Below are 24,734 nucleotides of genomic sequence, written 5' to 3' on the forward strand. Positions count from 1 at the left end.
CGAGACCGTCAGTTCGAGCTCTGTCTGCGTAGATGGGCGGTTGCCACGAACCAAGGACCCACTATTGAAGCCGCAAAGAGAAACTGCATTGCGACTAGGCCGACGGCCGCTCCGACAAGCCCCATAGCCACCGACAGAGTCCAGATCGAAGCCAGACCGCCGAGCACTGCGACCCACATCAACGCTGGGACTATCACAGGGACTCGCTCCGAGTAGAACCATGCCAGATGGATCTGCGATACCGCCGATAAGCCTGCACCCACGAATACCGCGACAGCGACGGGTGCAGCCCCAGCGAAGGACTCGCCGTACAACAAGACCACAATCTGCGGGGCGACGAATGACGCCGCGATGAGCGCGACGGAGAATCCGTACACAAGCAACCGAGCGCGCCGGAAGACTGCCATCTTGCGAGCACCGCTCCCAGCCGAGGCGAGCTCCGGAATGAGTACCTGCAGGAGCGTGGCAATCAACATGCTGATGGGGTTGAAGAGACGTGTCGCGGAGGCAAACAGGCCAGCATCGACCGACCCCAGCCGTCCGTTCACGACTGCAACGTCGAGTTGCGACGTATTGGCCGCACCGCCGCTGAACATGACACCGAGGTTCTCTCGAATCAGCGATACGAGACTCCGCGGTCTTGCCAGCCGATGCAAGACGAGCGAGCCGAACAGCACAATCCCTGCGGCTGCGGCTGAGAGCGCCCCCACGAGCGCACCCTGCTCACTACTCACAATCAGGATGGGCACCAATGCCGCTGCTCGCCTCGAAACCAGTACCGCCATCGCGGCCCAACTTCGGCGCTCGCCCTGAAGAATGCCAACCGCAAGATCACCCGTCGCCTCGCCCGCAGCATATACGGCCGCGGTCACCGCGAGCACTGTTGGAATATCGAGTAGCTGCGCGTACCCTAGCGCTGCGAACGGGAGCACTATGATCAACCCGGCTCGCACCAGCGCAAAGGTCGTCAGAGATGACCGACCCGTCGAGTCCGATCCAGCTCGAAGGACTCGGGCCCCCATGCCCAGTTCGAGTACCGACATCGCAACCAGCGTGACGGAGATGACTGTCGCGAAGTACCCAAAGCCGCTGACACCAAGGAGTCGTGCGAATAGCGCAAAAACGCCAACCTGCAGCAATGCTGCGACGATTCGCCCCACAAAAGAGACTGAGAAGCGCCTAAGCAAGCCTCCTCCCTTTGTCAGCGATGGCACCGCGCCCGCAAGTCGCTAGCGCTGCCCACTGGCTCAGGCACTCGTTGCGGATCTGATCCAGCGCATCTCGATCTACACGCACAGCGGAAAGCGACAGGACCGTATCAGCGATCTCGTTCGGGCTGAGAGAGGCAACGGCGGAACCGATGCCCAGGCGCTCCAAGGCAGCATTGACCGATTCGTTTCGGTACCCAATTGCTGGGATCCCCCTCACAAGGGCATGAGTCAGAAGACCACTACTCCCAGCTTCGTTGGTATAGAGCAGTGCGAGCGCGTCGAGTGAGTCAAGAACGACACCGAATTCCTCCACGGTCAAGGACCGCAGGAGTCCTTTCGCGTCAGCGCCAAGCGCAGATAGCTGAGCCGCGTAACGTCCCGCCAGTGCGTCGGAACTCGGCTTGCCCGCGAGAAGGACTCGGAAGGATTGTGCCGCACTCGCACCCAGCAATAGTTGCTCCACCGACTTTCGCTCGTTGAGCACGCCGACGATGCCCACGACGGGCTTGGGGGACGACGCGCGCCACGCCTGCAGGTCTCTCGCGAGGTCCGACATCCCGACGGGACCGCCGCTTCTCCGATCGAGCAGACCACTGGGGTCGATAAGGCTGAACGCACCGCGCTCAGCAGCGGTTGGCGAAACGAGATCTCGCAGGTCGTATCCGCGAGCGCGGAGCACTCTCACCAACCCGTTCTTGATCCACGAGCGCCACCGCACTGGCCCAGCGGGCCGCATGACAACCCCCCGCACGATGAGCGTCGGAAAGAATAGCCCGCAGATGGCCAAGGCGGCCAGTTTCTCGTCGACGTTGGGAATCACTATGCACGAGCTTTCGCGCTTTGCTGTCGCTAGAATGCGCCAAGTATTGACAAAGTTCGACCAGATCGTGGAGTGCCGAATTAGCGAGGCGCCTCTCGCGCAAATTGGCCTAACGTCTGCAAGCTCGCGCTGATACTCCTCGCTCGCGTGCGCCTCTTCCGAGGTGAGAATGGTCGCGGTAATGCCTGCCGCTCTCGCCATCTCGAGGAGAACACGTACGTACTCAAGACGGTGGCCAGTGTTTGACTGCTCGGCGATCAGTACGCCTGTGACGTCAGCGGCCACGCGATCGCTCCGAAAGCATCTCCCGGATACCAGCGCTGAAATTCGCTACCATCCCCGCCAGAGTGGGGTAGTTCCATTGTCCGTCCCGCCGCGGCATCTCAGCGATTCGTTCGAGCGCAGCCGCGTAGTCGCTTGGCCTGTCCCTGGTCGTCACCAACGACTCTCCTTCGCGTAGATACTCAATCTCCGGTGCGTGGTAGCTAGATGCAGTTGTGACAACGGGAATGCCTGCGACGAGTCCGTCGACGGCCACCAATCCCACTCGCCCCGGACAAGCAATTGCGTGCGACATAGCAAGCAACCTAGCCTTCTCGTCATCCACCACATGGCCGACAAGTGTCGCCTGACCGCGCGAAACAGCGTCAGCCAGGAGGTCCACCTGCGCTCCGTTCCCAGCGACTACGAGGTGCAAGTTACTGCCCTTCGCGAACAGCACATCCAGAGCACGAGCCAGTAGCGCGATGCGCTTCGTCGCATCCAGCCCACCGACATAGCAGACTATGGGCCCGGCGGGAAGGCGCCACTTGGAGCGGAACGCGCGAGTGTCTGAGCCGCCGATGGCTTCAAGCCGCGCACCGAGATCCTCGCTGTTAGTGGCGTTCATAACCGTAGTCACGCGAATCGGGTCGACGCCGGCGCGGACTGCGAAGTCGGCTCCTCCAGGCGTATACGCAAAGACGCGGTCGGCCCGCCGCAGTTGCCATTGCTCGATCGCCGCGTCAAGCGGATGGGGCGGAGACACATAGGGGGCGATGTGACCCCAGACACCCACCTTGGCCGAGGCAGGCACCACAAGAGCCGACAATGCATCGAGCGAGCTACCCATGTGAGGAACGACTACCGCAGCCGCGCTCCTCCAATAGCGACGTGTTGATGTGAGTGTCACGGTGCGCCCGAAAGCGCGGAGTTGACGATCCCGCGCGACGTGCAACCAGTCCGGATGGGCAGCGTCGCCCCGCAACAGCTGATCATCGCGCGCGCGGCCAGCCACGACGTTCAGCTCAACATCGCTGGTTGCCAGATCGGCCGCCAGAGACTCGAAGAAAGGTACTCGGTAACCCGGAACGTAGGGCTGGACAACCCAGACACTGCTCACGGCTGGCCTGGCTCGATCATCGCATAGATGCCCTCAAGCTCTTTCGCGATGAGGTCGATGTCGAGCAACGCGCGCACGTAGTTCAACCCCCCGTCGCGCAACGAGTCGACCTGACCATCCGTCGTCAGAAGTTCAAACGTCGACTCGGCGAGCTGCTTTGGGCTTCCGTCCGTAACTCGCGCCGCACCAAACGCCCGACACTCTGCCGCGATTCCAAGAGATTCAGTTGTCACTACCGGAGTACCGCTCTGCAGTGCTTCGAGAATCGTCATTGGGAAGACCTCGTTGAAGGATGGCAGCACGTAGGCACGGGCGCTCGCCATGAGCGCACTGGTCTTCTGAGGCGAAACCGCCCCTATCCACTCGAGACGATTGCCCATCCCCGACGCCTGAATCGCATTGCTCACAGCCGGACCTTCACCCTCGTCGGGACCGACCAGCACGAACTTCGTGGTTGGCAACCTATCTTTCAGCATCCTCGCCATCTCGACGAACGCCATGGGACGCTTGCGCACGTGCAGTCTGGCGAGGAAGAGAACAATGTCATCGCGTCCGGCATACGCCGGGAGATCTCCAACTCGCACCCCGTTCGCTATCTTGCGCGGGCGAACGGATCGATCCACTTCCGCGATATCCGCCATCTCTCTATCGGTGAGAGCGAGAACGGAGAGCGCGCCCCGGAGGATCGGCCTCGTGGCGAAGCGGTCGAGCGGCTCCGCAAGGGGGTTGCTGCTCGCATCTATCATCCCGTGCGGTTGAACCACATACTTTGACCGAGCCCGTAGAAGGGTTCTCGCAGCAGGAATAGTCACAAGATCACGCGCGAGATGAACGTGCGCGACATCGAACTCTTTCACGTCCTTCCTGAGCGCCCGCACGAGTTGTGGGGCGACGAGAGACGCGAATCCTCCAGCTCGAAGGACCTTCCGTGCTGGATATGTCCGCAGCTCGAACCCCTCCTGAAGTGACACCGACGCGGCTTTGTCCGGTGCGCCGGCATAAACCGTCACTTCGTGGCCCCTGCGCGCAAGCGCCGCGGCTTGGTTGAGCGCGACGCGCACAGGCCCTCCAAATGCACCGTCGGGCGAGATGTACGTCACGATATGTGCAATTCTCAAGACGCGTATCCACCCACTTGGCATATTGACCTGCCATGCATGCGCTCTGGGCGATTGCTGCATACCAGCGATGCTGGCGCCTCAGTCATGTAAGTATGCAACGTCATCTCAGGCCGCCGAGTACCGGTGTGCAAGGAAGCCAGCAGGGTTGCCGCCCCAGACCTCACCGGGGGGAACACTCTGGCCATCGACGAGACTGAGCGGGCGAATCAGCGCGCAGGTGCCGATGCGCGTACCCCCGAGAACTACGCATCGTGCGGTGATCCAGGCGCCGGCTTGAATGTGAATGGGCCTAGTAACGAGCGCCATGTCTCGGCGATGCGCGTGTGATCCAGTCGTCAGGAAGGTCTCCTGCGAGATCACAACGTCGTTCGCAACCCGAATGTGATCCTGATTATGGAACCACACGCCCTCTCCGATCCAGCACCGGTCACCAATCTGCAGCTTCCAAGGGAATCTCACTCGTGTCCGCGGGCGAAATATGACCCCATCTCCAACCTCCGCGCCGAACAGCCGGAGCATACGAACACGGAGCGCAGAACTGACCTGCCACGGGTTGGTCACGAACAGCAGTTCGCACACCCCCCACAGATAGACGAGCCAGACAGGCCGGTCCCACGCGGCCCGCTCCCCCGGGGCCTTCGACAGGTCGATCACCGGAACCTCTGACATACGGTGCTTCCCATCCCGTTACTCATTTGAAACGACAAGTCTCTAGTCTCAAGGGTATGACCTCGCCGCGCGTACTCGTGCTCGGGCTGAACTACCCCCCAGAACCCACCGGCATCTCGCCGTACACCGGGGCGATGGCCCGAGGACTTGCTCGCCGAGGCTTCAACACTCGCGTGCTGACCACCCACCCGCATTATCCAGACTGGAGAGTACAGCGAGGTTACGGACAGTGGTCGCGGAGCGAACATGTCGACGGTGTGCACGTCACGCGTCTGCTCCATTACGTGCCGAGGAAGCCTCACGGCGTTCGACGCCTCGCTTCTGAGGTCAGCTTCGGCGCCCGTGTGCGAGCTAGTCGGTGGCGCGAGGCCGACGCTATTGTGGCCGTCTCACCGGCCCTGATCTCGTCTACGCTCGCGGCGCTGCGCGCCAGTCTCAGCCATCGGAACACGCCGTTCGTGGTCTGGGTGCAGGACCTGTACACGTTGGGACTAGCCGAGACTGGCCAGGCCACTGGCTTCGTCGTGCGCGGCATGTCCATCATCGAAGGCTGGCTGCTGCGCCGAGCCGATCGGGTCGTCGTGATCCATGATCGATTTGCTGAGCGCGTGGCCACGGACTTCGGAGTACCGCGCGAGCGCATCGAGGTTGTCCGAAATTGGACGCACCTGCCTCAAGCACCCGACGTCGATGTCGACGCGGCGCGTGCGAAGTTCGGGTGGCGGACCGACGAGACCGTGGTGCTTCACGCCGGAAACATGGGAGTCAAACAGGGTCTCGGGAACGTCGTCGACGCTGCCCGCTTGGCGCATGCTTCGGGGTCTAGGACACGCTTCGTCCTGCTCGGCGCCGGGTCCGAGCTCGAGGGTCTGAAACGCGCCGGCGCAGGCATACCGACCCTTCAGTTCATGGCTCCGCTGGGCGACGGCGACTTCACCGCGGCGCTCGCGAGCGCCGACTGTCTGCTCGTCAACGAGCTACCGGGCGTGTCGGAGATGGCGGTGCCGAGCAAGCTCACGTCGTACTTCGCGGCCGGCCGGCCGGTCGTCGCAGCGACCGACATCACCGGGATCACGGCAGAAGAGATTCGCGCGGCTGACGCAGGCGTGGTTGTCCCCGCAGGTGACCCCGCGCATCTCCTCGAAGCGGTCGAGGCGCTCGCGGCGGATCCGGAGCGCTGCCAGATCCTCGGGTCCAACGGCCGCACGTATCGTCACACCGTGCTCGATGAAGAGACGGCGCTCGATCGATTCAGCACGATGTTGATGCGTCTCATGGGGCGAGACGACACCAGCGTGCACGACATGTCAGAATCGCTGACTGTCGACGCGTCGTAAGTTGGAAGAACAATCACTCCCTGGGGGCAAGAACACGTGACCAAGCGCGCACTCATCACCGGTATCACCGGACAGGACGGCTCATATCTCGCTGAACTCCTTCTGTCGAAGGGGTACGAGGTGCACGGGCTGATCCGCCGCGCATCGACGTTCAACACGTCCCGCATCGACCACCTCTACGTCGACCCGCACGACCCAAACGCGAGGCTCTTCCTCCACTACGGCGACCTCTCGGATGGCGCGCGCCTCGTGACTCTGCTCGCGCAGATCAACCCCGACGAGGTCTACAACCTCGCCGCGCAGTCACACGTGCGCGTCTCGTTCGACGAGCCTGAGCACACCGCCGACACGACGGGCACCGGCACGATCCGCATGCTCGAGGCCGTCCGACTTTCGGGTATCGATACCAGGTTCTATCAGGCGTCGTCTTCGGAGCTCTATGGCGCCACTCCCCCGCCGCAGAACGAGGAGACGCCGTTCTATCCGCGCTCTCCCTACGCCGCAGCGAAGCTCTACAGCTACTGGATCACCAAGAACTACCGCGAGGCCTACGATATGTTCGCGGTGAACGGCATCCTGTTCAACCACGAATCGCCGCGCCGCGGCGAGACGTTCGTGACCCGCAAGATCACCCGTGCGGTCGCCGCGATCCAGGCCGGCAAGCAGGACTACGTCTACATGGGCAACCTCGACGCCGTGCGCGATTGGGGCTATGCCGCCGAGTACGTCGAAGGCATGTGGCGCATGTTGCAGGTCGACGAGCCGGACGACTTCGTGCTCGCCACCGGCACGGGGATCACCGTCCGCGAGTTCCTCGAGATCTCGTTCTCGCACGCGGGCCTGAACTGGGAGGACCACGTGCGCTTCGACGAGCGCTACCTGAGGCCCACCGAGGTCGACGCGCTCATCGGCGACCCGACCAAGGCGAAGACCAAGCTCGGCTGGACGCCCACGGTCGACGGCCGGGCGCTGGCGAAGCTCATGGTCGACGCCGACATCGAGGCGCTGCGCCACGAGGGCAGCCCGTGGATCGACACGGTCAAGCTCGCGAGCTGGGGGAAGGCGGCGTGACCGCTTCGGACGGCCTCGACTACGCGCCGCGCGAGCTCGACCGCGACGCGACCTTCTACGTCGCCGGGCACCGCGGACTCGTCGGGTCGGCGATCGTGCGCAAGCTCGAGGCTTCGGGCTTCGAGAACGTCGTGGGTAAGACCTCGGCTGAGCTCGACCTCAAGGACCGCGACGCCGTCTTCGCGTACATGGCCGAGATCAAGCCGAAGTACATCGTGCTCGCGGCGGCGAAGGTCGGCGGCATCCTCGCCAACAGCACGTACCCGGTCGACTTCCTCAGCGACAACATGCGGATCCAGACCAATGTGCTGGACGCGGCGCTCGCGAACGACGTCGAGCGCGTCGCGTTCCTGGGGTCGTCGTGCATTTACCCGAAGTTCGCTGAGCAGCCGATCCGCGAGGACTCGCTGCTCACCGGTCACCTCGAGCCGACCAACGACGCGTACGCGATCGCGAAGATCGCGGGCATCCTGCACACCCAGGCCGTGCGGCGTCAGTACGGTCTGCCGTGGATCTCGGCGATGCCGACGAACCTGTACGGCCCCAACGACAACTTCTCGCCGAAGGGGTCGCACGTGCTGCCGGCGCTCATCCGCCGGTACGACGAGGCAGCTGCCTCCCGCGCACCATCGGTGACGAACTGGGGCACCGGAACCCCTCGTCGCGAGTTCCTGCACTCGGACGACATGGCCGACGCCGTGCTGCACCTGATGGAGCATTACGACGGGCCCGAGCAGGTCAACGTCGGAACGGGCAGCGATGTGACGATCCGCGAGATCGCAGACACCATTGCGGACGTCGTCGGGTTCGAGGGTGAGACCGAGTGGGACACCTCGAAGCCCGACGGGACGCCGCAGAAGCTGCTCGATGTGTCGAAGCTCGCCGAGGCGGGTTGGACGGCGAAGATCTCGCTTACCGAGGGGCTTGAACGGACGATTCGCTGGTATCGCGACCACGTCGGTCTCGTACGCCAGTAGCTGCCGCAGGAAACGACCACATGCCGGTGACTGCTGCATGCTCGGAGGCGGTCGGGGTGCCGAGGATCGAGATCGCACAGCTGGATGCTGTTCGCCTATGTGCCGCGCTGCTTTACCGTCACGGTGTCGACCACGGGTTTCGCCTGCTGGTGATCAAGGGCGATGCCCCCGCACATCATGGGCTGCGGCCGCCTCACGTCCCCCAGGACGTGGACGTCCTGGTGGATCCGCCCGCCTTCGACGACTACGTGCACGACCTCGAACACGCCGGATGGAAGCGCCTGCCGGCTACCTTCCAGACCGAGCACTTCAGCTCGCACTCAGTCACCATGACTCGCGATGGATGGCCACACTCGATCGACATCCATCGCCACTTTCCGGGGTTCTTGCAGGACCCGAAGGTGGTCTTCGAGGCGCTATGGGAGCGTCGCACGCCGATCACCATGGCGCATCAACCCTGCGACGCACCTGACCGACTGGGCAGTCTATTGCTCCTGCTGCTACACGACGCTCGCAGCCTTCGACGTGCTGTTCTAGACCGAACCGGTCAGAGCACGCTCGGTGATCTCGCTTTGGCTGAGGATGAACTCTCCGAGTTGGCCGCGTTGGCGCAAGCTACGGGTTGCGCCTCAACACTCGCCGGCGAACTCGCGCTGATGGGCGTTCCCGTTCAGCCAAGCCCGGACGAACTTGCCTCGGCCGAGTACCGATCCTGGCTATGGAAGCGCAGCGGGGCTGCGCTCGGCACCGTCCCGGACGCGACGGCCGCCGCATGGATGGGAATGCTCGCGCGAACCCCGTGGCGCGACAAGCCCAGGGTCGCTCTCCGAGCGTTGTGGCCGACCCGCTCGGACGTCCTGACCAACAGCCCCCGCGACGACCACTCGACGTGGACGATTCTTCGCGCGCGACTCTCGAGGCTCGTTCGCGGATCGCTCGCGATTCCGCGTGTATGGCGACGCCGAAACGCCACGATGCGCGCATCGTCGGCAGGACGATGAGGCAGAGGTTTCTGGCTCGTTAACGGTCGACGTCCGACAAATGGACCCGACGTCTCATCTGCTAGCGTTGGCACAGCGACGGCGTCATGGCGCTGTCGCTTCTTGCTCCATGCACCACGGTCCGCATCGCCCGTTGCGGACGTCATGCCGAGTATCTACTGGGGGAATGGGCCGATGACCGATGGCGCATCGATTCGCGAGTCAGCGAATGACGGCAGAAAGACCGGAGGCGTCAGCCGCCGTCAACTCGTGAAGTCCGGGGTGTGGGCGGCGCCGGCCATCGCGACGATCGCCGTCGCGCCGACCGTAGCCGCCACAGACACCGTCCGAACCCTCGTCCCCGAAACGACGCCCGATACGGTCACCGGCGATTGGAAGGGCCTCACGGTCATCTTCACTGCGACCGGCACGACGGGTGGGACCCCCATCAGCGCAAACGATGTCAGCGCAAGGCTGCACTGGTCACAGGGCGGCACGAAGACCGGGTCGTTCGATGCGATCGTCGGTGTTACGGGAGGGACCAACAACACGTACACAATCACGTTCACCTTCTCGGACTTCTCGCTGCACAACGCGGGCACCGCAAGCGCATACGTCGACTTCTTCCTCGACGGCGTGAAGGTACTCACGAGCTCGACCTTCACGGTCTAGCCGAACAGGGCCTCCGAGCACGCCGCGCCTTCAGCAAGCACCCAAGACACAGCAAGCACCGCCGTGGAACTGCGCGACTACCTGCGAATCTTGCGAGCACATTGGCTCGCGGTGTTCTTGCTCTGCCTGCTCGGGGTGTCGGCGGCCTGGGGGTGGAGCGCGCTTCAACCTCGCGTTTACACCGCGTCGACGAGTGCCATCGTGAACGCCTCTGGTGGTGATGGAGGAGCCGGTGCACGGCTGGTGGGCAATCAGCTCGCCCAGAGCGTCGTCAAGTCCTACATCGACATCGGCTCCTGGCGCTCGGTCGCCGAGTACGTGATCGATGATCTGGGGCTCAGTACGACGCCCGAGTCCCTGGTCGGGCACGTCAGTGTCTCCAACCCGCTCGACACAGTGGTGATCCGCGTATCCGCGGATGCTTCGTCACCGGAGCAAGCCCGCGATCTCGCCGAATCGTGGGTGCGCGGGATGATCGCGGAGATCGAACAGATCGAGGGAACCGGCGATGACGCAGCCGTGACAGTCGTTCCGGGCGACTCGGCTCGCCTCCCCACCTCACCCTCGTCCCCGAACACACGCCTCAACGTCATGCTCGGCGGCTTGATCGGCCTGGCCCTAGGCATCGGGTACGCGGTACTGCGCCATGTGCTCGATCTGCGTGTGCGCGACTCGCGCGAAGTCGAGCGGCAGACGGGCGTCTCCGTCATCGGAGCCTTGCCGGATTCGAAGGATCTGTCGAACGAGCGGCGCGTGCTCACCTTCACCGGCCGCGGGGACTCCGCGTCTCCGGTCGCCGAGGCGACACGCGAGCTGCGCACCAACCTGCGCTTCGTCGACATCGACAACCCGCCGCGGACGATCGTCGTCACGAGCCCGACTCCCGGCGACGGAAAATCGACTGTCTCGGCGAACCTCGCCACCAGCCTGGCGGCCGCCGGTGAGCACGTCGTGCTCATCGACGCCGACCTGCGGCGGCCCATGGTCGCGACGATGTTCAACCTGCCCGAGGGGGCCGGCCTCACCGACGTGCTCACCGACCGCGCTCAGCTCGCCGACGTGGCCCACGTGGTCGGCGGAACCGGCAACCTCGTCGTCATCGGCGCCGGGCGCATCCCGCCCAACCCGAGCGAGGTGCTCGGCTCGCAGCGCATGAAGGACCTCATCGCGAACCTCTCGGCGCACGCGATCGTCATCATCGACACGCCCCCGTTGCTGCCCGTCACCGATGCAGCCGTCCTCGCCACCGCGACGGACGGCGCCGTCGTCGTGCTGTCCACCGGCAAGACGACCTTCGACATGCTGCACAAGGCGCTCGAGAACCTCGACAAGGCCCGTGCGCGCCCGCTCGGCGTCGTGATGAACAAGGTGCCGCGCCGCGGCGCCGGCGCGACCTACTACGGCTACCAATACCAGGGCGAGTACGGCGCGCGCAGCGACGCCAAGGCGACCACGCGCTGAGCGCTGTTCGCGACCGCCTATGGTTGCTCAGGTGACTTCGCCGACACTCCCCCGTCCCGTTCGGGTCGCGGGTGTAGTCGTCTTGTGGGTGGTGGCCTCGTTGCTCATCCTGGCCCTGATCGCCCTGGGCTGGGTCGCTGCGCGGGGCGGGATCGCGGCCGACCATCTGCGGAGCGCCCGCGAAGGCGCAGTCGAGGTCGTCGCTAACATCGACGATCCGACATCCGTCGCGGCATCCATCACCGCCATCGCCGAGGACACGGGCACGGCACGCGGACTCACGAGCGACCCCGCGTGGCGGATCGTCGAGCAGCTCCCCTGGATCGGGCCCCAGCTGCGAGCGATCTCGACCATCGCAGCATCCGCCGACAACGTTACCCGCGATGCGCTGACCCCCCTCGCCGAGGTCGCCTCGACGCTGTCGACCGACGCGTTCCGTCCCGTCGACGGGCGGATCAGCCTTGATGGATTCGTCGCGGTGCAGGACGCGGCGGCGCAAGCGGCGCGATCGATGGGCGGAGCCGCGGATGCGGTCGAACTCGCCAACTCGCCGGGACTGGTCCCGCCGCTCGCCGAGGTCGTCGACGAGGTCTCGGACCTGTTCACCGAGACCGCCCACGCCACCGATGCGCTCGCACGGGCATCCGTACTCGTCCCGGCGATGCTCGGGCAGGACGGACCACGCGACTACCTCGTCATCTTCCAGAACAACGCCGAGTGGCGATCGCTCGGCGGGATCGCCGGCGCCCTCGCCGTTGTCCACACCGATGACGGTGACCTGACCCTGACTGAGCAGGACTACGCGGCGTCGATGGGGGTGTTCATCCCGCCCGTCATGGACCTGGGCCCCGAACTCACCTCGGTCTATGGCGTGCGGCCGGCGACGTGGATGCACAACGTCACGCAGGTGCCCGACTTCGCCGTGAGTGGTGAGCTTGCGCGTGCCATGTGGGCCGAGCGGCACGGCATCGAGGTCGACGGCGTCATCGCTCTCGATCCGGTCACGCTGTCGTACATCCTCGAAGCGACGGGGCCGGTGGAGCTGCCGTTGGGCGACACGATCAGCGCCGACAACGCCGTCGAGCTGCTGCTCAACGAGGTCTACGTGCGCTACCCCGATCCGGCCGAGCAGAACCAGTTCTTCTCGGACACCACCTCGGCGATCTTCACCACGCTCACGCAGAACGGCTTCGACGCGAGCGGGATGCTGGCCGGACTCGCCCGCGCCGGCGACGAGTATCGCGTGATGCTGTGGAGCGCGCACGACGACGATCAGGCCGTGCTCGCCGACACCACGCTCGCGGGAGCTCCGCTCGAGACGACTCGGCGGATCTCTCCGTTCGGGGTGTACCTCAACGACGGCACCGGCTCGAAGATGGACTACCACCAGACCGTCGAGACGACGGCGATGTGGGATGCGTGCACGCTCGATGCCGCAGGCGCGGCATCCGGAACCGCCGTCGTCGACGTGACGATCGCCAACGAAGCGCCGGACTCGGGGCTCGCCGAGTACATCACAGGCGGCGGCGCGTACGGCGTCGAACCCGGGTCGGCATCGACGGTCGGCTACGTCTACCTGCCCGCAGGATTCGAGCTCGTCGACGCGGCGCTGTCGACCGGAGACGGCTTCGGCGGCGCCTTCATCGACGGCCGGCAGGTGCTCAGTTTCGAGATTCTGCTCGCTCCCGGCGAGTCCGCGACGGCCCACATCGCGGTGCGGACGACGCAGCCCTCGGGGGCTCAATTGGCGGTTCGGCAGACCCCCACTGTTAACGCAGAAGTAACGCCAGAAGTTGGACCGTGTCTGATGAGACCCCTAGACTCAACGCAGGGGTCGCCGTAGCCCGGGTACTACCGGATGCGGCGTTACTGCTGTCCACCCCGTTCCACGGGAGCCTTCGAGCCAGCACGAGAAGACACATTGGGGACCATGAAGAACAAGATTCGCAACGCCGTCGCCATCGGAGCACTCGTCGCAGCCTCGACTCTGGGACTCGGCTCGGCTGCCCAGGCCTCGACCATCTACCCGCCGTCGAACGCCTGCACGGTCGCCCCGACCGTCGCGTCGCCGAACTCGCGCGTCGTCTTCGAGTGCTCGGACGGCACCTTCTCGCCCAGCGAGCAGGTCACCATCACCGTCGAGGGCGCCACCTCGGTCAGCGTCGGCTTCATGAAGTTCGCCACGACCTCGAGCGGCACCTCGACCTCGTCGTCGACCGGCTCGCTGTCGACGGGCCTCACCTTCCCGTCCGACGCATCCGGCGTCTACAACATCACCGCGTCCTCGTCGACGTCGGCCGGCGGCAGCGCCTCGGTCACCGTCAGCGCCACCGGCTCGGGCTCGGGCTCGGACGGCGGCACGCTTCCCGTCACCGGTATGGAGAGCGGCGAGCTGCTCGGCCTGTGGGTCGGCGGCGGCGCCCTGATCCTCGCCGGCGGCGCGATCGCCGTCGCGGCCTCCATCCGCCGCAATCGCGCGAAGGTCGACGCGTAAGGCGACATCACGACATAGAGGAATCCCCCGGCGGTCGAAGCTGCCGGGGGATTTCTGTCGCTGTGAGGCCTAGGAACGAGGCAGCGGCAGCGGAGATTGGACCGCCCGCGTGATGTCGATGGTGGAGCCGAGTCGTCCAACAATCTGACTGTGCCCCGCCGCCACGCCCGCGGCCTTCACGTGAGAGTCCTCTCGGTCAATGAGCGCATACGTCAGAGAGACCGTCGCAACCCCATGGACCCGGTCCTTGAGGAATGACGCGCGGTCACTCGTGAGCACTGACGCGGACGCACCGGCGACCTGGACGAAGACGATTCCGTTGTCGTCGCTGAGTTTCAGGCGCTCCACCGCCATGGCAGCAGCCAGCGGGCTCATTGACGACCCTGCCGGGATCGAATCCAACGCAGCCAGCACGTCGCGAGCGCTGTCTGCGAGGGAATTCGCCGCAGCTATCCAGCCCTTGTCCTGGTCCCCCTCCGACTTGGCCATCTCGGCCGCGACCTTCGTCTGCAGGTCGATCAACGCCGACTGCATGGTGTTTCGTGCCTTGAGAACCGGAGACTCAAGCCCCCCGGCGGCATCACCGAGGAAGCGGAATGAGTCGACCACGATTCGGGCCTCAGGTTCAGCAGCGACAAGGGACCCGGCAACCGCGAACAGCGCCTCTTCGTTCTCGACCGTCAGGTCCTGAGACGTCAGCTTGCGATGTGCGGCGAATAGACTCAGCAATCCGGGCACGACCTGTGCGGTCGCGGTAAGCGCCGCGGTCACCACACCGCCGGCCACGCCCAACGCGCTCGGCTCCATGGGAGCGCGCGGCGCGGGGCTGGGGAATGCCGCCAAGATGGACGTCAAGCTCTCCAGTTGAGTCTGAACTCCGACACGCAGAGCGTCACGTTGGAGCAGCGACGAGTCGGCGGTGATCACCAGTCGGTGCTTCTGTACGCGCCCGACGGCCACTCGAACCTTGTCGGCAGCGTTCTCGAGTGCGGCGGTCTTCAAGGCCTCCGCGAACACCACGCGATCGTCCGGCGTCGCGAGTTCTCCTCTCGCGACGTTGCTTAGGTCGGGCGTCGCCGCCTTGACCGCGGTCTGCAACTTGGACACATTGTCCAGCTGCGTTCCCTGCGCCGTGAGATCGGCCGTGCGTTTCCTCGCAGCCGCACTTTCCCGCCACTCTGCGTAGGTGCTCCGAGCCTGCTGGAGCGTCACCTGCGCTTCGAGCCTCTGCGCAATCGCGGCTTCCTTCGCTGCCTCGGCGGCCTCGGCATCGGCGCGCGCCTTCTGCATTGCCAGTTCATCCAACGTGCTCATGGCATTGACCCCCTGTCATGCACATCAACATCGATGTCGGGCACCCCCGTGCCCGACATCGTCCCCCGAGAACTAGATATAGACCCACCGCGAACACAGCGCTAGTGGCACTCGCGTCACTGAGACGCCAGTCCTCAGGCGCCAGCAGAGATGATTGCAGGCCACACCCCCATCACAGCCACGTGCACAGGTAAGGGGCTCAGCGTCACCCGCCCAGCCGAGTTCCCCAATGCTCACAGGAAGAACTCGTCGGCGAAGACGATCCTCTGCTCGATCGTGAGGCGGCGGGGAGAATCGGGGCGGCCGGAGGCCGGGTCGGCGGGGAAGCTCTCCCACTCCTCCACGAGCACCCGCCACGACGCCTTGTCGTCCTCGTCCTGGGGGGTGCGCAGGGCGATGTCGCCGTCGGCCGACAGCTCGCCTTCGCACACGAACCGCCCGTGGGTGAGGTCGAGGTCGCGCAGCGGCAGCTCGCGCTCGACCTTCGTCTCCCACGCGAGGTCGCCGTCGTCGGGGTCGGCGCGGAACTGCAGCTTCACGATCAGCCGGCGATCGGCGGCGAACCTCTCCGCGTCGGTGCGGTCGGGGCCACCGTCCTCCGCGCGGCGGCCCGCGAGCCCGCGCAGCAGCACATCGCCGCCCACGGCCACCCGAATCGTGCGCTCGTCGGTCCGCGACACCGAGCACGTGCGGTTCGGCACCAGCTGGGCGAAGTCCAGCTGCACCGGCTGAGAGAGGTGGGCTCCGGTCACCGAGTGCGGCTGGAAGCGGGCGACGGCGAGCCTGACGAACGGCCAGAAGATCGCATCCGCGTCGAACGCGACGTCGACGTACCAGAGGCCGCGGTCGGCGTTGAACTGCGGCCGATAGCCGGCCGCGAGCACCCGCCGCACCGGGGACGCGGGGTTGGGGCCGAGCGTCGCCGACGGCTTCGGCGGCGCCGGAAGGTTCAGCGGCATCGGATCACCGATCGGCCGGCCCGGACGTGCGGGACGGTCGTCGTCGCCCTGCCACCGCAGCGAATGGTCGAGCTGCGCCACCGAGATCGAGCGCCGGGCGACCGGTGTGCCGTCCCAGATCGGATCGGCGCCCCACTGCGAGTGCCACTCGGGCGCATCCTGCGCGGCGGTCTCGCCGGCGGGGTTGAGGAGCACCGCCAGCAGCTCGCCCGACCCCGTGTCGAACCACGGCCGCTCGAGATAGATGCGGATGCCGCCGCGGCGGATGTGGCGGCGAGCGGCCGGCTGATCGGGCTCGCCCTCGCGGAACCAGCGCAGCAGCGGCAGCGTCGAGACCACCAGCGGCAGCGCCGGGACGCTCGTGTTGGGAACGTGCACCGTGAACGGCCGCCCGACGAGGCTCTGGCCGTCGTCGATCGCGGCATCCGAGCCGTCGGGCGCGATGCCGGTGTCGGGCAGCGTCGCCGGCGTCGCCGGATCGCCCGGCACGGCCGACGGGATCATCGGCACCTGGAATAGCTCGGGCGCGAAGTACTCCGCGTAGCGCGTCTGCGCCCGCAACCTGTATGTCACGAGCCGGTGCTTGGTGTCGGGCATCGCGTGCTCGCCGCTGTGGGAGCGGATGCGGCCGAGCTCGGCGACCTCGAAGTCGTGCGGCTCGATCCCGAACGGTACGATCTTCTCCCACGACACCAGCGGCTCGGTGAGGACGACGGCCCGCCCCGGCGCGAGACCCGGGCCCGTGGGGTCGGCGAGGTCGTCGACATCGTCGACCCACGCAGCCTCGATCGTGAGGTGCTCGGTCGACGCTCCGTGCGCAGTGAACGTCGCGTGCAGCGTCGCCAGGCTGCTGCCGAGGAATCGATCGACGAACGGGTCGTCGATGAGCACCGGGCGCTCGACCGGGCGCGGCGTCGCGTTGACGAACACCACCCCCTCCCCCGGGGTCAGCGACCAGAGCCGGCCGTCGACGACCTCGTCCTTCAAGTCGAGGGTCGCCAGCGCCGAGGTCGACACCATCGACCACATGGCGAGGTGATCGAGGTACGCGGGATCGAGCGAACTCGAGAAGACGACCTTGACCCGCTCCCCCGGCGGGAGCGTGATCGTCAGGGTGTGATCCACCAGGTCGGCCGACGCCGGTCCCGACTCCAGCCGGACGAACAGCGGCTGCTTCTCGGGCCAGTCCCCCGGGTACTGCACCGTCAGCCCCTCGCTGCGGTGCGGGAACGGGATCGGAATGGTGAAGCCCGCGTCGACGAAGGTCAGTGACAGCCCCGCCGCGACAGGGTCGGGCAGGTAGGGCAGCCGCAGCTTCTCGTTCGTGTGGACGACGTACTGCCCGGGGCCGGGGGCGTTGCCCTGCGCGGGAGGGGGCCCGGGCTGCACCTCGTCGAGTGTGCGCAGCGTCGCGGGATCCGCACCGGGATCGGCGACGAGCGCGATGTCGAGCTGGTCGAGTCCCGCCGACAGCGGAGCGCTCAGGTCGACGACGGTCTTGCTGAAGAAGCTGCCGTCCTCGCGCAGCGACCACGCGAGCACCTGCTCACGCGCGGTGTCGCGGTCGACCCCGGGCGCGGTGAGGGCCTTGTCGAACAGTCCGTGCAACTCGACGTCGCCCTGCGCGATGCGCGGCGGCGCGACGTGACGCCGACCCGCGTCGCGCAGGCCGTGGGCGGCGACGAACCCCGGATGCCGCGACTCGACGTCGACGAAGAAGGCCTCGCCCTCGAGCACGACCGGCTCGCCCGTGACCTGATCGACGCCGACCCCCGAGCGCACCACGATCGTGCGCAGCGACTCGCCCTCGGTGAAGCGGGCGTAGGCCACGATCGCGGGCGGCGGCACCGGATGCCAGCGCAGGAACGGGAACGGCGACGTGACCGTGCGCAGGGCCTGCGCGAGCGCGCCCGGCCGGACTGCGGCGCCGACGGATGCCGCCCCCACCGCCACGGCGTGCGAGGCGAGCAGATCGATCTGGTCGCGGACGTCGACCCGGACCCCGGTGAGGTCCATCGGCGCCGTCGATTGGGACAGCGCCTCCCACGCCGCCTCGGACAGCCGCGGCCGGCGCAGCACTCCGACGCCCGAGCGGACCGTCAGCGCCCCCGCTCCGATCGCGGCGACGACCGCCTCCCGGATGTCGTCGGGCAGATCCTCGACCGGCACGGCACCGCTGCCCGCGCGTCGCGAGACGCGCAGCCGTGAGCGCGCAGCCAGGCGCACGGCCCGCTGCAGATCGGCGACGCCCTCGGCCGCGAGCAGCGAGTTCACTGCGCGCCGCCGCGCCAGCGGACGCGTGACCGCCGGCCGGTTCACCGCCGCTTCGATCGCGACGGGCGGCAGCGGCTGCGGATTGAGCGTGTGGGTGCGCACCTCGCCGGCGAGGTCGACCGCCCACGCGCGGAAGCTGTAGGCGCGGCCGTAGCGGAGCCGCGGGAGCGTGCCGGCGGCCGCACGGTGGGTGACCCGGAAGGGATGCGGGGGTGTGCGGGGGTCGAGCGCGGCCGGGTCGTCGACCGCGGTCTCGGTCTGCCGGAACCCGGTGGGTGTGTTCGGGTCGGGCACGGACGCGTCGACGATCGTCTTGCCTGGGCGCGGGGCCGACAGCGACCATCCCTCCCACCCGAACACCGTCTCGTGGATGTGGATGTCGGCATCGGGCGCCGGCTGCGCCTCGGGCTCGCCGTCCGGGCCGCGCGGCGGCCGCTCCGACGCCGCCGTCCCCTGCAGGTAGCCCTCGTTCGGGACCTCGTCAGCGACGGCAGTGGGGAAGCCGTCGACCTTGACGGTGCTGATGCGGGAGTGCAGACTCGCCCACTTCTTGACCGCGTCGTCCCACACCTCGATCCGCAGGCCCTTGGTCACCTGGTCGGCGAACAGCGGCGCCACGGCGGAATCGTTCGCCCGCACCGGCGAGGTCAGCTGCCCCTCGAGCGCCTTCTGCCCGGTGAGGGCCGCGTGGGCGGCATCCGATCGCCCCGCCCGTGTCACGATGAGCCCCGGCGCGCGCATTGCCGGCGTCGCCGCGGTGACGTCGTCGCCGTTCTGCTCGGACGCGATCGTACGCACGAAGCCGAGCAGGTAGTTGTAGTCCTTCAGTGCCGAGCCGTCGGGGTCGACGTCCATCACCAGGTACGGCGACTCGCCGAGGGTGACGGCCCCGTCGACGCTCGTGTCGTCGCCCTGCCGCGTCGCGACGACCATCGTGCCGCGGCCCGGGTGGGCGACCATCGAGCGCGGGAAGCTGCCGAGCGTCAGGTCGCCGCCGATCGACAGCTCGACGGCGAGCGTCCGCGCCCGCGCCAACCGGGCGGGGTCGCCCTTCAGCCGCACCGACAGACGCAGCGCGCGCAGCAGGCCGGGGTGGTCGCCGGCGGCCGCGACGCGCTTGTGGAACTCGCCCGCGACCTCGGCGAGCCGCGGCGGCGGCGTGGTGCGCTTGTCCGGCGGCTCGCCGCGGGTGTCGGGGGGCGACGCGGGCTCGAAGAACCGCGCGGCGGTGTGCATCGTCGTCAGCGCCGCGACCGCCCACGGCACCGCCGCCCCGGCATCCGGCGTGGTGCCGGGCGTGGTCATGAACCCGCGCAGCCGCTCGACGCCGGCGCCCGGGTCGTCGAGCAGCTCGCGCAGCCGCCCCTCGGAGAACTCCCGGATCGACATCGGGGCGTCCACCCCGCCGGTGCTCTCGCGCACGCGTCCCGGGACGGCGAGCGCGCCGCTCTCGCCCAGCCGGCGGAACGCCGGTCCGAGCAGGTGCTCGCTGGGCGCGGGCGGGCTGTCGGGTGACAGGAACGCGGTCTGCAGGTGCAGGGCCTTCGCGACCATCGCCGTCATGCCGGCGTTGTAGGTGACCTTGTTGCGGTTGCTCCAGTCCGGCACGGTGTTCGCCCGCACCGGGGTGTGGGGCGGGAACGCGGCGCTCCACACCCCGGCGTCGACGCCCGAGTCGATGCGCACGGTGTCCATCGGTCCGTCCTGGTCCCAGATGGTGAACTCGCCCTGCTCGTCGATGCGGTGCGCCCAGTCCAGGAACAGCGGGAACTGCGACAGCACCGCCTGCGGGTCTGCGGTGTCGATCTTGGGCGTGATGAACGCGGTGACGTGCCACTCCGCCCCCGCCGCCGACGAATGCGGCAGCGCGACGACGACGAACCGTTCGGTGCTCATGCCGGCACCTCCTCTGGTGCGAATGCGTCCAGATATCGATCCCAGGCGAGATGCGTGCCGCCGGGTTCGAGATAGACATCCCGGAACGTCGGGTCGCCGTTGGAGCCCGCGAACTGCCGCTCGGCCTCGATGCGGACCGTGGCCGAGAAGAACAGCACCTCGACCTTGACCGTGATGCTCGCGCGGCCGATGACCTTGCCGGTCTGCGGGTAGTAGTCCAGCGCCATCAGCATCTCGATCGACGCCGAGATGAGCCCCAGCACGTCGACCTCGCCGCGCAGGCGCACGAAGCCCGAGATGAGGCCGTTGTCGTCCTGCATCCGCATGTACACGCCGATGGCCGCCGAGATCGAGCCCGACGCGACGCCGAAGTCGACGGACAAGTAGGCCCCCGCCTCGAGCGAGAGCTCGAGGATCTCGACGCGCTCGGGCGACAGGCGCAGCGCGAAGAACCCGCCGCCACCCAGGAAGCACACCGACAGCACGAACGGCTTCTCACGCGTGCAGAAGTTGAACCCGACGGTGACGATCTCGCCGAGGAACGGCACGTGCACGTCGGCACCGAGCGAGATGTTCGACAGCGAGAACACGCCGATCGCGAGGTTCGGCAGCGCCAGCGAGAACCCGGCCTTGACCCCCTCGGTAGACACCTCCATGAACGGCGGATCGCTGAAGCCGTCCAGCGGGATGAGGTCCTTGATGTCGTTGATGAACGACAGGGCACCCTGGAACTCCAGGTCGCCCAGCACGACGTCGACCTCGGTCTTGCCGGTCGCGCTCGCCCGGAACGACATGTGCTCGAACGGCACCTTCAGCAGGCGCGCGCCCGGCAGCAGGTCGAGCGTGAAGCCGAGGAGCTCGGCGAGGACCTCGAACCGCGGCGTGCCGCCCCCGGCCGGGATCCTGCCCTCGATGGCGATGGTGAAATGCGGATGGTCATCGGCGAACGTGATGATCGGACCGCCCTGCGGCCACGCCGCGAGCTCCGGCTCCCAGTCGTACCGGAACGTCATGTCCTTGCCTGCGACCGGGATCGCGTCGCGCAGCGCCTTCAGCACGTCGAGCATGGGCTCCGCGGCGAGCGCGGTGTCGATCGCCGCGATGAGGGTCTCGAGCCTGCTGCGCACGAACGGGGTCGCCGCCGGCAGAGCCTGGCGGAGCTTGTCGGCCGCGGCGCGCAGCTGTCCGAGCATCGTCACGAGGTGCACCGGGTCGAAGTCGCTCGTCAGCTGCGTGAGCTCGGCGTCGAGCTGGTCGAGCAGCACCTTGGCGTCCTGCGCCGGTCCCGCCCCGTTCGCAGCATCCGCCAGCTTCTGCACGCGGTCGCGCATCTCGGCGATGTCGGTGACGAGCTGCTGGAGTGCGTCGAGGGATTTCGTGATGACGCTCGGGGCGTTCTCGAACGCCGAGTCGGGGATGAGGTCGGCGATGCTCACGAGACCGAACAGACGCGGGAGCGCGCCCTTGAGGGCCTTGGCGGGATCGAACACGGCCGCCGTCGCCTGCGCGAGGTCGCCGACCGGACCCTGCTCGGTGCTGAGCGCCCGCAGCGGGAGGTTCGGCTGCAAGAATCCGCCGCCCCGATCGCTGCCGACCTCGCCGTTCAGTTCGGGCTGGGCCGGGAGGCCCGGGACCGGCGGCGTCTTGCCGAAGGCCAGGACCGGCGTGTCGGCCAGGGCGTCGTCGTCTGCGGGACCGGGCTGGCCGAAGGCATGCAGCACATGCTTGCCATAGGAGGCGCCGTCGTTCACGATGTCGTTGGTCACGATCGCGCCCCACACCCCGACGGCCGGATCCTGCGTGCCGTCGCGGAAGTGGGCCTCGTACGTGATCGGCACGGCGCCGAGCCCGGTGAGGCGCTGCGCGGCCGGCAGCACGACGCGCGCCGAGCTCATGCGTGGGGTCGAGGTTCCCGCCGTCGCCTCGCCGCGCAGCAGGATGGCTTGGGTCTGCAGCTTCGCGTCGCCGCCGGCGGTGGGCGGGGCGAAGTCGACGTCCTGCCCGTCGAAGGGCAGGATCCGCTCGCTGGCCTTGTCGTAGATGCCGTCGAGAGACGTGAACTGCCCGAACGACTCACGCACCCACATCAGCGGGGCGCGCGTCTTGCCGTGCGCGTGGATGCGGTCCGTGGTGTCCCACGAGAACACGAACGGCACACCGCCCAGCCGCGGCCAGAACCACGTGTCGATCGATTCGTCCGCGGGCCCGTTCTGCGGGTCGTCGAGGGTCGGTGTCACGATCGGCGCGAGGGCGACCGACGTGAACGGCAGATCCGACAGGCCGTAGTCTCGGCGCACGTCGCCGAGGACGATGAACATGCGCTGGTACAGCGCCGCCGCCGGCTTCGTGAACGCGTTGGTGCCGGTGCCGCGGATCTTGCGCTCGGTGATCTTCACGAGCGTGGCGCGGTGCCCGAGTGGATACAGATACCCCGGGTACATCACGCGGACGAACTGGTCGCGCCCCTGCGGCGCGATGTGGTCCCACTTCAGGATCGACTGCAGGCGCTGATTCGCGGGCAGATGCGGGTGCGACAGGCCCGAGTATCCCAAGGTCTCCCACGTGCCGTGGAAGTCCAGCCACGCGCCGAGCGCCGAGAGGTGGAGCCGGTCCGCGCGCACCGGCCGCGGTTCGATCCTGTCGCCGCCGACCGACCACGTCTCGGCGGTCTGCCGCACGATCTGGTGGCGGTCGGCACGGGTGAGCGACCCCTTGAACGGCCGCTCGTTCGTCGACGACGGCGTGCTCAGCGGTCCCGGCGGCCGGTCGGCGTCCGATGCCTTCCACGCATTGCCGAGCCCGTCGCGATCGCGCGCCCACAGCGCCCGCACCACGCGCATATAGCCCGGATGCTCGTCGAGCGACCCGTCCCGGCGCCGGTACGACAGCCGCGTGTGCCACAGCTCGACGTGCTCGGAGTCGGCGGCGCTGCGGACAGGGCCGGCCGCATGCGCCCAGCCGGCGTGGGCGTTCGGCGAGATGATCAGCCGGTACGGCGCCTCGATCGCTGTCTCGTCGTCGGCGGGCGGAGCACTGAAGTCGTTCAGCCGGCGCAGGTCCGGCGGGCGGATGCGGCTGCCAGACAGGCCGAAGCCTCTCAGGTGCTCGAGCAGGCGCTCGTCGCGCTCCCGCGCCACGATGGGCTTGCGTGCGGCCTCGCGCCGGACCGCGGCGAGGATCTGATTGCGGATCGCGGGGGACGCGGCGTCCCGCGCGATGACGATCCGCTTCTCGGCCGCGTCGGGCTCGGCCAGGACGATGCGGTTCGCGTGGATCAGCACCTTGAGGTCGACGCTCAGCAGGAACGCGATGCCGAGGTCGGCCGGATCGTCCTCGGGCTCGGGGGCGTCGGGTCGTGCACGATCGGCGAGCGCGAGCGGGAACTTCTGGATCGCCGCGAGGATGCCCTCGGTGCTCAGCTGGGCGCCGTCGTTCTCGGGGATCTCGAACACGAGACGGCTCGCGCGCGCCGGTGCGAAGCCGACAGGAAGGTCGTGGGACGCGGTCGTCGCGGACGGCTTGAGCGTCTTCGTCGGGTCGTCCGGGTCGGGGATGACCGTTTTCGGCGGTCCGTCGTAGACGGCTTCCTCGTGCGCGTGCTGGAACGAGAAGTGCACGATCATGCGCGAATGGTCGGTGACCGCCATCGCCCACACGGGCTCGGTCGGCACGCCGCGCCGCCGTTCGCACCCGCGGAACTCGACACGGAACTGCAACAGGTCTGCCGGGCGCACGACGTCGAGGATGATCGGCGTCTGCGCATCGTCCGGGGGCATGGCCCCTCCTCGGTATTGCGCGGCCGAGGCGCTCCCAAGAGTGGATCGGCCCTTCATTGGTTCAGGGAACCGCGCCACCGCACTGCCCGTCACGCGGTTCGCGCACCCGCGCGGGCGGCCCGCGTCGATGCGTGCGTCATACCTCGTCGGACCGTCCGATCCCCATCGCGTCCCCGCCGGCCGATCGTCCTGGCCACAGGCTAGACCCGTCCTCGGGGACCGACAAGAGGGCGGCGGGGGCGCCCCGCTACAGGCACGTGATCGCCCAGCAGCACGGCCATACCCGAGCAGGCAGACCGGCACGAGCGCAGCGGCGCGCTC

At 67.5% G+C, this 24,734-nt stretch carries 16 protein-coding genes; 8 read left to right on the forward strand and 8 right to left on the reverse strand.

What is annotated here, in order from left to right:
• Positions 1–8: 8 nt before the first annotated feature.
• The 5 genes from P0L94_10350 to P0L94_10370 all read right to left on the reverse strand — a co-directional run bounded on the left by P0L94_10350 (position 9) and on the right by P0L94_10370 (position 5,202).
• The gene (locus tag P0L94_10350) at positions 9–1,187 is read right to left on the reverse strand and encodes an oligosaccharide flippase family protein (GenBank protein WES62859.1); all 1,179 of its coding nucleotides are present in this window, start codon (positions 1,185–1,187) and stop codon (positions 9–11) included.
• Positions 1,180–2,316, reverse strand: coding sequence for a hypothetical protein (locus P0L94_10355; GenBank protein ID WES62860.1), 1,137 nt, complete (start codon positions 2,314–2,316; stop codon positions 1,180–1,182). The genes P0L94_10350 and P0L94_10355 overlap by 8 nt, the downstream gene beginning before the upstream one ends.
• Positions 2,306–3,412, reverse strand: coding sequence for a glycosyltransferase (locus P0L94_10360; GenBank protein WES62861.1), 1,107 nt, complete (start codon positions 3,410–3,412; stop codon positions 2,306–2,308). Before P0L94_10360 ends, P0L94_10355 begins: the two co-directional genes overlap by 11 nt.
• A complete protein-coding gene (locus P0L94_10365) occupies positions 3,409–4,512 on the reverse strand; it encodes a glycosyltransferase (protein ID WES62862.1) in 1,104 nt (367 codons plus the stop codon). Before P0L94_10365 ends, P0L94_10360 begins: the two co-directional genes overlap by 4 nt.
• 126 nt (positions 4,513–4,638) lie before the next feature.
• The gene (locus tag P0L94_10370) at positions 4,639–5,202 is read right to left on the reverse strand and encodes a hypothetical protein (GenBank protein WES62863.1); all 564 of its coding nucleotides are present in this window, start codon (positions 5,200–5,202) and stop codon (positions 4,639–4,641) included.
• A 56-nt stretch (positions 5,203–5,258) separates the two neighbouring features.
• Here P0L94_10370 and P0L94_10375 point away from each other — a divergent pair, with 56 nt between their 5' ends.
• The 8 genes from P0L94_10375 to P0L94_10410 all read left to right on the forward strand — a co-directional run bounded on the left by P0L94_10375 (position 5,259) and on the right by P0L94_10410 (position 14,194).
• Complete coding sequence (locus tag P0L94_10375) at positions 5,259–6,539, forward strand: glycosyltransferase (protein WES62864.1); 1,281 nt, start codon at positions 5,259–5,261, stop codon at positions 6,537–6,539.
• A gap of 36 nt (positions 6,540–6,575) precedes the next feature.
• Positions 6,576–7,610 (forward strand): GDP-mannose 4,6-dehydratase, encoded by a 1,035-nt coding sequence (gene gmd / locus P0L94_10380; protein WES62865.1) that lies wholly within the window; start codon positions 6,576–6,578, stop codon positions 7,608–7,610.
• A complete protein-coding gene (locus P0L94_10385; protein WES62866.1) occupies positions 7,607–8,587 on the forward strand; it encodes a GDP-L-fucose synthase in 981 nt (326 codons plus the stop codon). Before gmd ends, P0L94_10385 begins: the two co-directional genes overlap by 4 nt.
• A gap of 56 nt (positions 8,588–8,643) precedes the next feature.
• Positions 8,644–9,588: a hypothetical protein gene (locus P0L94_10390; protein WES62867.1), complete on the forward strand. Its 945-nt coding sequence runs from the start codon at positions 8,644–8,646 to the stop codon at positions 9,586–9,588.
• Positions 9,589–9,762: 174 nt separating this feature from the next.
• Complete coding sequence (locus P0L94_10395; GenBank protein WES62868.1) at positions 9,763–10,239, forward strand: hypothetical protein; 477 nt, start codon at positions 9,763–9,765, stop codon at positions 10,237–10,239.
• A gap of 201 nt (positions 10,240–10,440) precedes the next feature.
• Positions 10,441–11,700, forward strand: a complete 1,260-nt coding sequence (locus P0L94_10400; protein WES62869.1) for a polysaccharide biosynthesis tyrosine autokinase — start codon at positions 10,441–10,443, stop codon at positions 11,698–11,700.
• A 91-nt stretch (positions 11,701–11,791) separates the two neighbouring features.
• Complete coding sequence (locus tag P0L94_10405; GenBank protein WES62870.1) at positions 11,792–13,543, forward strand: DUF4012 domain-containing protein; 1,752 nt, start codon at positions 11,792–11,794, stop codon at positions 13,541–13,543.
• Between the two features lie 87 nt (positions 13,544–13,630).
• On the forward strand, positions 13,631–14,194 hold the full coding sequence (locus P0L94_10410; protein ID WES62871.1) for a hypothetical protein: 564 nt from the start codon (positions 13,631–13,633) through the stop codon (positions 14,192–14,194).
• A gap of 69 nt (positions 14,195–14,263) precedes the next feature.
• On the opposite strand, the gene P0L94_10415 is transcribed toward P0L94_10410, so the two are convergent.
• The 3 genes from P0L94_10415 to P0L94_10425 form a co-directional block, all read right to left on the reverse strand.
• Positions 14,264–15,508: a hypothetical protein gene (locus P0L94_10415; protein ID WES62872.1), complete on the reverse strand. Its 1,245-nt coding sequence runs from the start codon at positions 15,506–15,508 to the stop codon at positions 14,264–14,266.
• A 233-nt stretch (positions 15,509–15,741) separates the two neighbouring features.
• The gene (locus tag P0L94_10420; GenBank protein WES62873.1) at positions 15,742–20,637 is read right to left on the reverse strand and encodes a hypothetical protein; all 4,896 of its coding nucleotides are present in this window, start codon (positions 20,635–20,637) and stop codon (positions 15,742–15,744) included.
• Complete coding sequence (locus tag P0L94_10425; protein WES62874.1) at positions 20,634–24,413, reverse strand: hypothetical protein; 3,780 nt, start codon at positions 24,411–24,413, stop codon at positions 20,634–20,636. Before P0L94_10425 ends, P0L94_10420 begins: the two co-directional genes overlap by 4 nt.
• Positions 24,414–24,734: the final 321 nt, after the last annotated feature.

This window comes from Microbacter sp. GSS18, from assembly GCA_029319145.1.
Classification (GTDB): domain Bacteria; phylum Actinomycetota; class Actinomycetes; order Actinomycetales; family Microbacteriaceae; genus Microbacterium.

Coding starts and splice junctions, on each gene's coding strand:
- P0L94_10370 (WES62863.1), bottom strand. CDS start 5,202: ATGTCAGAGGTTCCGGTGATCGACCTGTCGAAGGCCCCGGGGGAGCGG.
- P0L94_10375 (WES62864.1), top strand. CDS start 5,259: ATGACCTCGCCGCGCGTACTCGTGCTCGGGCTGAACTACCCCCCAGAA.
- P0L94_10395 (WES62868.1), top strand. CDS start 9,763: ATGACCGATGGCGCATCGATTCGCGAGTCAGCGAATGACGGCAGAAAG.
- P0L94_10410 (WES62871.1), top strand. CDS start 13,631: ATGAAGAACAAGATTCGCAACGCCGTCGCCATCGGAGCACTCGTCGCA.
- P0L94_10415 (WES62872.1), bottom strand. CDS start 15,508: ATGAGCACGTTGGATGAACTGGCAATGCAGAAGGCGCGCGCCGATGCC.
- P0L94_10420 (WES62873.1), bottom strand. CDS start 20,637: ATGAGCACCGAACGGTTCGTCGTCGTCGCGCTGCCGCATTCGTCGGCG.
- P0L94_10425 (WES62874.1), bottom strand. CDS start 24,413: ATGCCCCCGGACGATGCGCAGACGCCGATCATCCTCGACGTCGTGCGC.